This window comes from Acinetobacter terrae (assembly GCF_002135195.1).
Taxonomy (GTDB): Bacteria; Pseudomonadota; Gammaproteobacteria; order Pseudomonadales; family Moraxellaceae; genus Acinetobacter; species Acinetobacter terrae.
Window position 1 is genome coordinate 1 of record NZ_NEGF01000022.1, and the last position, 10,920, is coordinate 10,920.

Here is a 10,920-nt window from a genome sequence, read left to right on the forward strand (position 1 = left end):
AAGATTCACCCTGAAAAATTTGGGTGTGTTACTAATAATGATGATATCCAAGTCCATTTTAATGATCTGTAGGCTTAATGGATTGCATTATTTTAGTCATATTAACCTATATGTCAGTGATCGGATTCTTAGTATTTTATGATGATTTTTTGATCAACAAATGATTAAATCAGCCTCACAATAACAATAAATAAGTATAAAGAAACAAGTGCAGCGGAAATTTTAACCCTCTAATTCTTTGTTATTAAAAACATGCTCAAAGAAGCAAATAAAGAATTAGAGGGTTATGCTTTTCTTATCCAATTCACTACACTTTCCATCGTATAAATCATATGAAGCGTGGACATTAGATCCGCGCTTTTTTGTGTTAGAACCCAAATAGAACTGTCCTAGATAGATGAGCTAATTAATCAACATATTTGGCTCATTAATTGAGCCAAATATGTGCTATATTCAACTCATCTTAGATTTTCAGAGAAAGATTGAAAATGCAGGAATGGATTTGGCAAGTACAAAACTGGACAAATTTCACATGGAAAGATTCAATTATCTTACCTAAAACCAGACAGATACATCAAAAAATAGGGATTCTTCTTGGACAAAGTCAGTATGATTTAGCAAAAGAACAATTCACTCTAGATATTCTACTTGCCAATCTTGTTGCTTCATCAGCAATTGAAAATGAAACCATCAATGTTTTTTCATTGCGATCATCTCTAGCTCAACGCTTGGGTGTCACTCTTGAACAGCCCTATCCAAGCTCAGATCGATCAGAAGGTTTAGCCAATATCATGCTAGATGCGCTTAACGATGTTAAGCAACCACTGACTGTTGAGCGTCTCATGCAATGGCATCGTTGGCTTTTCAATGATCCAGACTGGACAATGCAACGTTTACGGATTGGTCAACTTAGGGGGGCAGAGCCTATGCAGGTCGTTTCAGGTCGATTGGATTACCCTAAAGTACATTTTGAAGCACCTCTAAGAGCAGGCTTAGAAGATCGCTTAAATGCCTTCATAGAGTGGTTTAATCAGAGTCTGAATGATTCATTGCTTGATCCTCTGTTACGTGCAGGCATTACCCATTTATGGTTTGTTACTCTGCATCCTTTTGATGATGGTAATGGCCGTATTACACGTACACTTACAGACCTTGCTCTAGCTCAAATGGATGAACAGAGCATCCGTTTGTATGCAATGTCTACTGCGATATTAAACAAACGTAAAAGTTACTATGAGGTATTAGAACAAACCCAAAAAAATGATTCTGATATCACAGATTGGCTGATTTGGTTTCTAGACACATTGAATGATAGCCTTGAAAAAACATTAGCGCAGATCAGTAGAACATTGTTTAAAAGTCAGTTTTGGCATAAATATTCAAATTTAGCCCTGAGTGAAGAACAACGCAAAGTTCTAAATCGTTTATTAGACGGGGGAGAAAATGGCTTTGAACATGGTATTAGTGCTTCACAATATCAAAAGGTTGCTAAAGTCAGTAAGGCAACCGCTACCCGACACTTATCAGACTTGCTTGAGAAAGCATGTATCGTCAAATTAGAAGGTGGTGGACGTAATACACGCTATCAGATCAATACCCAGTTATAGTTGAATGAACATAAAATATTTTTAATCAATAAAAAACCCCGGCATCCTGCCAGGGTTTTTTATTGATTAGGTGTGCCGTTATATCCCCACATTCCACGTGCTAAGACTTAATATTATTGTTTTATGTCCTGGAACATCCTGTTCCTGATGAGTTCATCATAGGAAAATTCCAGTATCTCAGATAGCAGCAAAGAACCGGAATTCATGTAAGAAAATGCTTACAAAGTTGGCTATAAAATATCCCGGTTTTATCCGCAGAAATTGGGGATATTTTTTGCCCTGGGAAGATTGGTAACATTGAAAAAAGTTTCATTTTGAATAAAAAACAATCAAATTTATTGGCGGAATATATCAAAACAGTTTAAAAAAAAGCCGACTTGTTTCCAAGCCGGCTTTTGAGGGTTTGCGTCCCAATTTATTATATTATAAGTTTTTGAAATTTAACACTATTTTTTATTCGTTTCGTATAAGCGCCATTATGTTAAATGGATTTATTTCTTTAATTTTTTATCTTCTTTTGTTTGTTTATAAGCCTTATATAAACTATATCCTGCTATTGCAGAAGTTAGTGGAAAAGCTGTCGCTGCTACTATAAGTGTTGTTAAAGTAGCTGCACCAATTGTACCAGCCGCCATTCCACCACCTGCGGCCAGAGCACCACCACCAAATGCAGCTAAAGATGCATTTGTCAGTGCAACACCACTTAAAGAACCAACTGTAGTTCCTGCTACTAAAACTGGAGATTCTGAATCTACATTTTTTATAAATTGAATAGCTTCTTCAACTTCATTACTTTTTAGATTAATCATCCCATTAATTTGCTCTTTAGTTAGTCTTATCTGACTTATTACAGATAAACGCTCTTTTAATTCTTTTGAAATAAAGAAATTTATATCTTGACCTATTAAAAGATTTTTTAAGTTCTCAGTAGAAGGTGCTATCGAAAAACCATTCTTTGCGTTTTCCATAATTATTTTTTGGAGATCTGAACTAGGTATAATCTGAATTTTTATTTTTTCACCATTTAATGCTTGTTCTATTTTTTCAACTTCAATAATTAAATCTTCTACTAATTTAAAATAATCTGAAAATTTAACTCCAATTAAAGTACATAGCATGTATATGAAATCGGAATTAATAGCAGTATCTCCTCGTTCCATATTTCCATAAGTTGTATGTGTTATATCAAAAATACTAGCTATTTCTCTTTGATTTAACCCCATTTGATTCCGAATGTGATAAAGGATAAATCCAGATAGAGCACTGATTGACGTTACATAATTTAATGAATCATTATTTACTTTTTGCATAAAAACCTCTTTTTGATATTTAGGATATTAGCAGAAAGGATTAATGGGTCAATATAGTTGGGCTAGGAGTAAAAAATACTCCAAAAAAAATAATTTAACTCTTGATGAATTCTTTTTTTTCATTTAGTATTTTCTATATGAAATTATTTCAATAAATGAAGTGTTTATCGATCATCAATAAAATGATTACGACTAAAAAATTCAACAAGGGTTAAAATATGAGTAATGAAATTAAAGCATCTACAGTTGTAGCTGGTATCAGTACTGCTGCCACAGGAATTGTTGCTGGGACAACAGCATCTGCTGTTGTAGGAGGATCAGCTGCGACTATTATGGCTGCGACTGCAGGTACAACTGGTGCAGCAATTGCTGCTAGTGCTGGTATGGCTGGAACAGCTGGTGGTGCGGCAATTGCATCAGGAATGGCTACTATTGGTGCTACAGTTGGTGGAGGTATGGCTGCTGGTGCTGTTCTTACTGCTGCCTTACCAATCGCACTGCTTGGCCTTGTGACTTTTAGTTTATTTAAACTATTTGAGAATTAATTTTTTCCTAAAATTAAAATAATACACATATGCTAACTGACTTCGTAAATGAACTCTTTATTTAACTCTAATTTTGGATAAGAAATTGGGACTTGAAAAAAATAAAGACTAGAGCCAATAAGTGAATTATTTAGTTTTATTTTTAAAGGAATAAAGTTCCATGACTTCGGAAAAAAAGAAAGCCCCACACCCTGATGTTATAAAGTTTAATCAGCGTTTAACACAACAGCAAAGAGCTGCGAACCAAAGTCTATGTATATGGAATGGGTCGGATAATGACCTATGTAACAACTCTATTATCAAGGCTCATTCTATACAGCGTAGTAAAATGGAAACATATATCGCTGAGAAAGGTATGGTCTATACCCTTAAGATGCAGTTATCAAATGATAATCCTTCTGATCGACCACACAGTAGTTTTATCAAAGAAGGTATTGGTAGTTTTAGCGTATTTAAAGGGTTCTGCGGTCAACATGATAAGGCAATCTTTGCACCTATTGAAGATGAAGCTTTTACAGCTACCGAACATCAAATGACAACGTATGCTTATAGATCGGCTGCCAAAGAGTTACATACTAAATTGGAATCTAATATCAAAATTCAACTGAATATTGATACAGCCAAAGCCCAACTTGAAGCGATGGGAATATCTGATCAACCACTTCCTCCTCATATTCAAGGGACTATCCCCTTAATGCGTAGTGGAATAATGGATGCTCCTGATTATTTAATGAAGGCTTGGTTAGCTCAAGATAATTTAGATAATCTTCGTTTTAAAGCTGAAAATGACAAGCTAACGACCCAAGAACTTAGAGCTGTGTGCGATCACATACAGTATTCTTGGGAAGGTATAGATACCTTGGCATTGGAGCATAGCTATTTCAGCTTTGATGCTGAATACCCTATCGTGTGCTGTAGTACGTTTATTCCTTATTATGATTTTGAGGGAAAGAAAATTATCACCTCAGAACAAACTGTCAATTTAACCCAAAAGCTACAAGATGATTTTGCTGACTTCCCGAATGTTTTTTTCAATCTTTTCCCTGAAGGTGATAAAACTCATGTGATCTTTTCTTACTTTAAAAATAACCAAGCGTTTAAAGATTCTGTTCAGAAGCTTTTGTCGTATGATGATCAAAAAATTAAGTCATTGCTCTCTTCTTTTCTCATTAATTATGTTGAAAATGCTGCATATAAAATCAGTTACATTGAGCAGGCGTTTTCTGAATCTGAACGCCAAGCAATTACTGATATTTTCATAAGTAATATTTTCACTATAGGTTCATATAAACTTATGCCTATAAATCTCTTTAAAGACATAACTATTCAAGATGATATCGCTGAAATAGAAAGCTAAAATTAGGTAACTAAATGTGGGCGAATACCGCTTATGCGAATGATTATGTAATTTTTCTAAAATTAACATAATACACCTTATACGAAATTCACCGCATAACTTCTGTAATAACAAGATATTGCGATCCATTAAAAAGCCCAGTTTGTAAAAACTGGGCTTTTTAATGGATCATTCACACAATACGCCTGTTTCTAAACCAATTTTCAAAATCTTTCATTAGCCAGCGTAAACAATACCCTTAACCATTAGGTAGGAAAAACCGGCTTAAAAAGCCTCTTTTTGGCGGCTCCGGTTTAACATGCTCTGGTACTGGAATCCGCTTATTTTCTGTTTGTTCAGGAGTAGTCAATCCGTCATAGTTCGTCTCAGACTCTAACCGAGGATCTGTTGCTATATTTGAATTAGTAGATTGATTTATCTTCTCAATATCTTTTTGTTCTGACTTTTCTAAAGTGCCTTTAAACTCAATTCTATGTGTTAGATCTTCTATATGTTGCATCAAAGACTTTTCTCTTTGATTAGCTAAATCCAACTGATTTTTAAGAAGAGAAATTTGGTCTTTTAGTACACTTTCAACTTCAGACTGAACGTGTACTTGTACATCCTTTTGAACGTGTTCAGTACGTGTACTTGACTGAACACCTATAGGGTTTCCATATACTCTTAGTAATTCTGATAAATCTATTAAACCATCATGATCTCTTGATAACTCTCCATTTTTTAATGCCTCATAGATTGTTGTTCGAGATTTTTTAAAGGCCTTACTAGCGTCCATTACGCTGAATTTTGTTGTGTTCAATGTAATCCCCCAGTGCATGTTCAAGGATGTCCACCCGAACATCCTACTTGAACATTAACTTTAATTTGCTTAAAAACCAACCTTTTGTAGATATGGAGATAATTCTTTGAATTTTTCTTGGTTTTGCAACATTTCAGCAATACGCATAGCGAATTGTTGATAGCTTTCTGTTCCTTGAGAATATTTACTCATCTCAGGAAGTTCTGAAAGTTTATTAGCAAACAAATGACGTTGTGGATCTGTCATTTTTGAAAATAGATTTATTGTTTTTGGATCTTCAGTGTTATCAATTTCCTTATTTGGAGTTTTTTTCTGTTTAAAGGTGAATGAAAAGCCTGAAATAGAACGCCCTTTTTTATGTTGTTGATAATTTGCTTTGATATCTGTTTTTTCATTAATTTCATTAACAGCTAGTTCGAGAACTCGAGTTTTGAAATGATCCATACGTTGGTATTCATTAATACCTATTCCTAGTTGCTCTCTGAATGTATCTAATTCAAAAACTGGCGTCTTACCTATAGTTCGCCACTGGATAAGTAACTCATATAATCTTGCTGAATAGGTACTATTAAGCCCTGCTGTTTGACTTAACAAATATTGAGTAAAAAAATCCTTAATTCCATCAATCTTACTTATTCCTTGTACAACCGCTAAAGTAAAAACAAGCTCAATTGCGCCTTCATCATCAAGATATTTTACCTGTTGAATCCAACGGCTTTTTACAAGTTTTCCATCTTCATCGAAAAAGCTGAATCTGCGATTAAATAGGGTTTCTTCTGCTTCTTTCATGCGCTGATAAGCATTTTGTCTTGTTGTGCCAAAGGTTTCAGCATATCTCAAAGCATCTATACGTAATGGTGTATCAGTACTTAGGCCTGTACCTGTTTGTCTAGCATCAACTATAGCAAGCTGAACAATATGAAACTCAGATAATGAAAGTGTTTGGAATGCTTGATTTAAACGATTGGTCTTTACTACTAATTGTTTTGACATGATTTTTGGTAAGTACTGATGTTATAACCACAAGATACAATATTGTAGTTATAACCACAAATAAAAATAAGTGGTTAATAGGTAACTAAACGTGGGGATATGGGTAACTAAACGTGGGGATATGGGTAACTAAACGTGGGGATATGGGTAACTAAACGTGGGGATATGTAGTCTAAAACCCTTTATTTTAAAGGGATTCAGCCTACCTAAAAGCATTTAAAAACTTTAAAAATAATTAAAAACACAAACAAGTAAAAATTGCCCTTGGTTTTCGCTTCGCTCAAACTCTATTGAATCTCGCTTTCGCTCGATTCGTCGGGGCAATTTTTGCTTCATATTTTCGTGACTTTGAGAAAAAGCAAAAGCAAGATCAAAAGCAACTCGGAATTCGCTTCGCTCATCAGCTTTTTTTACTCGCTACGCTCGGTCTGGAATCAAAATTGAAAAGTTCGCACCCATTCGGGATGCTCTGCAATGCAGGTGATTGATGGATAGGGAGCTTGTAATCAGGGAAAGGGATGGGCGAATTTTCTCAGTTCGCTCGTAGACACTCGCTCTGTTTATCGACTCATGCCACGAGATTTCATTTTGGGTGCATGCAGTTGTTCTTTTAGTCGTTGTTCTTGTCTGAGTTTCATCTGGTGTTCTGCTTTGATCTCATCAACATGTTTTTTAATGACGCGATAGGATCGGTAAAGACTCTGGTATTGCTCGGCTTTGACCGGATGCTGCTTTTGGTATTTATTCCAGGCATGTTCCTTGAATGCTTCGTTTTGCAGTAATTCTTTCACGCCATTTTTTTTCTGCTGCTCATGTTGGCTTTTCAGTTGCTTGTGCTCTTGGTAGAGTGCATCACGTTGCGCTTCCCAGGCTTTTTTTCCAAATAATAACGGCTTGTTCTGGCCTAATTCGTTGTGTTGATCCACCAGACTTTGCAATTTGTCATGACTTTGTTTGAGTCCGCTTTTCACAATCTCCTGTGCGAGCTGCTGATTGAACTCGTTTTTGTGCTTTTGCTGCTTGCTCAGGGTATTTTCGACCTTCTCCAGATGATGCTGCATGAAATCCAGGTCTAGATTCGCGTCTTTTGCGCTGATTTCGCCTTTTAGCAGTTGAACAAGGGTTTCCCTCTGTTTTTGCTCAAACACGGTTTTTTCGTCAATTGGTGGCGTTTTAGCGCTATGTTCGATCTGAATCTGCTGTTCTGTTTTCAGTTTGCTGAGTTTTATTTCATTTTCAGCAATCAGCATGTCCATATTTTTGCCGTATTGCAGCTGTGCCTGATTTCTTTGTTTGATCTCATCATTGCTGCGGCTGATTTCGGTTTCGATGCCTTGTCGGCGCAGCTCGGTCACTTTCGGTCCTTCGTGCAAAGTCGCTTCCAGGCCATTCTCCTGGTCTTTGTAGCTGCGGTGGTCGACCCGGGCGGTGGATCCGGCCATGTCCAGATGCATATTGCAGATATCGGCAAAGTGTTCGCGCCAGTGCTCGATTTCTCCACTGTGTTTCTGATCCAGTTCCCGCGTTTTCTCGGTAAAGGCTTCCGGGGTGAGTTTGCGTGTGCTCATCAGGATATGTGCGTGATAATTGCGTTCATCACTGCCGGATCCGATATGCGGTGCATGAATACAGGCATCAACTGCCACCTGGTGCCTTTCCACAATGCTAGAACATAGCTCTTCGAGCATGGCCAGGCGTTGTTCCTGGTTTAACTCACTTGGAAAAGCGATTTCAAATTCCCGGGCGACGGTTGAATTTTTTCGGGTTTCGCGCTGTTCAACTTCGTTCCAGAGTTTCTCTCGGTTTTTTAAATGACTCGGTGCGCCATCCGGTAGGAATATTTCTTTGTGTTCCACTCCGGTTTTTCGGCTGTAGTCATGTTCCCGTCCTTCACGTTCGCAATAGATCTTTTCACCTGCCCGATAGGCAATCGCAGCAGTGGCGGAACGCCCTGCTGATCGTGCTACGGTTTTGACTGAAAAGTGATAGATCGCCATGACTGCCTTTTGCTTTTAAAATTTCACCAAGTGAAATACAACCGTGGATACGGTTGTTGGGGTATTGGGGGAACCCCAATCGGACTTGCAAACGAAGTTTGCATAAGTGCGCTCTTCGAGGAAAACATTACTATACATATAGTACCTTGAATGCAGATTCAAGTGCGCTTATGTTAGGGATGTTTTCCCAGGATGATGGTATTGGATTAATGAGTGTTACTGAAAATTTAGACAGCAAGATTAAGGCCCAGGAAGAAAAGCTGAAACAGTTAAAGGCTCAAAGACAAGCAGCACTAGCAAGAGAAAAAGCCAAAGAGAAAGAACAGGCTCGAAAGGATGATACAAGACGTAAGATTTTGATCGGATCCTGCATGTTAAAAATTACTGAAGAAGATGAACAGGCCAGTGCTAAACTGATTGCTCAGATGGACAAATATTTAACTGATGATAGAGATCGCTTATTATTTAATTTAGCTTTACTTGGTTCAGAGAAGCACCAGTAATTTAGGAAAGCCAAGCATGGAGTTTTAAAAAATAAATTATTTTTTTTGCAGTCTACTTAACAATCTCTGCCCAAAATTCCACGCCTGAATTGATTAAGCGAGGGTCACTTTCAAAGGCTTCTTTTAAATCAGTAACACTTACCCCAGAATGCCAAAATAGGAGGTGTAAAGAGATTGCCTGCTTTGCAATTTTTAGGGTTTTTTCATCAGAGTATTTTATAAAAAGGGAGATTGCTTTTTGGTTCCTACTAAAAAGAAAAGCAAAAACAATCTTTCGTTCAGGATCTTGCCCTAAAAACTCATCTCTTTTCATATGGTTTAACACTCATTTTGTGAAGTAAACAGAATAGAACTTCAATATTTCTTTGATATCTCTAAGTTTATTGATTTTACCCTTTTAAATAGCTGAAAGCCTTTCCATATATAAGCAATAAGCAGTTTTTTAAGTGCAATAATGCACAAATTTTAGGCATTTACTCAGCGATACTGGTTCTGCTAAGATTGGGTTTATAAGAATTAAAATGTTCAAAAAATCTAATAAAATTAATGGATATATTTATGAATAAACGGACTGCTTTAGAAATTACCCAAAAGTTACGATCTATTTATGCTCATCAAGTCAGAGTGGCAGAGCTATTCTTAAAAATAGGGGAAGTCTCTAATCTTACCCCTCTAATCCTCACAGGAAATAAAACCGTTTTTTCTTTTAAAGAAACTGGGAAATCTCTCACTAAAATTAAAAAGGAAATTTCTTCTGTGAAAAGTACTTCGCAAGCAGACGAAGTATTGGCAGATATTATTTCTGAGCTGGTATAGTCCCGACAGTAAATAATGAAAAAAGCTGAATTTCCTAATAGGAAATTCAGCTTTTTTTTACTTTCTAGTGAGACTAATCCTCACTATATTACTTCTGTTTTTTAAGCTGCTTTTTGAACTTATTTAACTTGTTTTTGTGTTTTGAAATCTTTTCAAGACGTGCTTTGATCTTCTGTTTCAAGATTTTAACTTGCTTCGACATGATGTCACTCCTTGGTATGAATATCCGCTGACTGATTTTTTTTCATAAAACTACGGATAAATTTTCTTAATTCTCTAGCGGCACTGGTGTCCATAGCTTCACACAATTGAATGAACTCATCACGTTCAGTGCTGTTAATGCGAATTAAGAGTTGCCCATCTTTTTTGTTGGCCTTTATTTTTTTGGGTTGATCAGTCATAAGATATTTATTCCCAAAGGCACTAAAACAATAAAATGTATATACACTATATATACATTATGAAAACTAAGCAACTATTTAATTTATTGTTTTTTATTAATAATATTGTTATTCCTGATCGGATGGAAAACCGGACATTTCTATTTAGGGTTTACAACTTTAATGAATGGCCTAATGTAATTTTAGAGCACACCCCAAAGTAACGTTATGGCAACCAAAATCCTGAACCTAAAATCAATGGGTTAGAAGTCGTGGAACATTAATTTAGGTACGTGTAAAGCAAGTCTTAGATTTATACGTGACATAAAAAAGATTCACCCTGAAAAATTTGGGTGTGTTACTAATAATGATGATATCCAAGTCCATTTTAATGATCTGTAGGCTTAATGGATTGCATTATTTTAGTCATATTAACCTATATGTCAGTGATCGGATTCTTAGTATTTTATGATGATTTTTTGATCAACAAATGATTAAATCAGCCTCACAATAACAATAAATAAGTATAAAGAAACAAGTGCAGCGGAAATTTTAACCCTCTAATTCTTTGTTATTAAAAACATGCTCAAAGAAGCAAATAAAGAATTAGAGG

Annotated in this window: 11 protein-coding genes; 5 read left to right on the forward strand and 6 right to left on the reverse strand. The window is 36.0% G+C overall.

Annotation, left to right across the window (positions count from 1 at the left end; all coding sequences use genetic code 11):
• The first annotated feature begins 488 nt into the window (after positions 1–488).
• A complete protein-coding gene (locus tag B9T23_RS16295; RefSeq protein WP_086194816.1) occupies positions 489–1,607 on the forward strand; it encodes a Fic family protein in 1,119 nt (372 codons plus the stop codon).
• Positions 1,608–2,098: 491 nt separating this feature from the next.
• Here the strand turns inward: B9T23_RS16295 and B9T23_RS16300 are convergent, their stop codons facing one another.
• On the reverse strand, positions 2,099–2,917 hold the full coding sequence (locus tag B9T23_RS16300; RefSeq protein WP_086194817.1) for a helix-turn-helix domain-containing protein: 819 nt from the start codon (positions 2,915–2,917) through the stop codon (positions 2,099–2,101).
• Between the two features lie 218 nt (positions 2,918–3,135).
• Between B9T23_RS16300 and B9T23_RS16305 the strand changes: the two genes are divergently transcribed.
• Both B9T23_RS16305 and B9T23_RS16310 read left to right on the forward strand, forming a co-directional pair.
• On the forward strand, positions 3,136–3,462 hold the full coding sequence (locus B9T23_RS16305; protein WP_213033046.1) for a hypothetical protein: 327 nt from the start codon (positions 3,136–3,138) through the stop codon (positions 3,460–3,462).
• Positions 3,463–3,622: 160 nt separating this feature from the next.
• Entirely contained in the window at positions 3,623–4,819 is a 1,197-nt protein-coding gene (locus B9T23_RS16310; protein ID WP_086194818.1) for a hypothetical protein, read from the forward strand.
• Positions 4,820–5,057: 238 nt separating this feature from the next.
• On the opposite strand, the gene B9T23_RS16315 is transcribed toward B9T23_RS16310, so the two are convergent.
• The 3 genes from B9T23_RS16315 to mobQ form a co-directional block, all read right to left on the reverse strand.
• Positions 5,058–5,636 (reverse strand): plasmid replication DNA-binding protein, encoded by a 579-nt coding sequence (locus B9T23_RS16315; RefSeq protein WP_213033047.1) that lies wholly within the window; start codon positions 5,634–5,636, stop codon positions 5,058–5,060.
• Between the two features lie 51 nt (positions 5,637–5,687).
• Entirely contained in the window at positions 5,688–6,611 is a 924-nt protein-coding gene (repM, locus tag B9T23_RS16320; protein WP_086194819.1) for a replication initiation protein RepM, read from the reverse strand.
• 560 nt (positions 6,612–7,171) lie between these two features.
• Positions 7,172–8,608 carry a MobQ family relaxase gene (gene mobQ, locus B9T23_RS16330; RefSeq protein WP_086194821.1) on the reverse strand — a complete coding sequence of 479 codons (1,437 nt, stop codon included), beginning with the start codon at positions 8,606–8,608 and terminating at the stop codon, positions 7,172–7,174.
• Positions 8,609–8,817: 209 nt separating this feature from the next.
• Between mobQ and B9T23_RS16335 the strand changes: the two genes are divergently transcribed.
• Positions 8,818–9,111, forward strand: coding sequence for a mobilization protein (locus B9T23_RS16335; protein ID WP_143222544.1), 294 nt, complete (start codon positions 8,818–8,820; stop codon positions 9,109–9,111).
• Between the two features lie 52 nt (positions 9,112–9,163).
• Here B9T23_RS16335 and B9T23_RS16340 read toward each other — a convergent pair whose 3' ends face one another.
• Positions 9,164–9,424, reverse strand: coding sequence for a hypothetical protein (locus B9T23_RS16340; protein WP_086194822.1), 261 nt, complete (start codon positions 9,422–9,424; stop codon positions 9,164–9,166).
• A gap of 245 nt (positions 9,425–9,669) precedes the next feature.
• On the opposite strand from B9T23_RS16340, the gene B9T23_RS16345 reads away from it, so the two are divergent.
• Positions 9,670–9,927, forward strand: coding sequence for a hypothetical protein (locus B9T23_RS16345; protein ID WP_016165156.1), 258 nt, complete (start codon positions 9,670–9,672; stop codon positions 9,925–9,927).
• Positions 9,928–10,133: 206 nt separating this feature from the next.
• Here the strand turns inward: B9T23_RS16345 and B9T23_RS16350 are convergent, their stop codons facing one another.
• Positions 10,134–10,328: a hypothetical protein gene (locus B9T23_RS16350; protein ID WP_016165158.1), complete on the reverse strand. Its 195-nt coding sequence runs from the start codon at positions 10,326–10,328 to the stop codon at positions 10,134–10,136.
• Positions 10,329–10,920 lie beyond the last annotated feature (592 nt).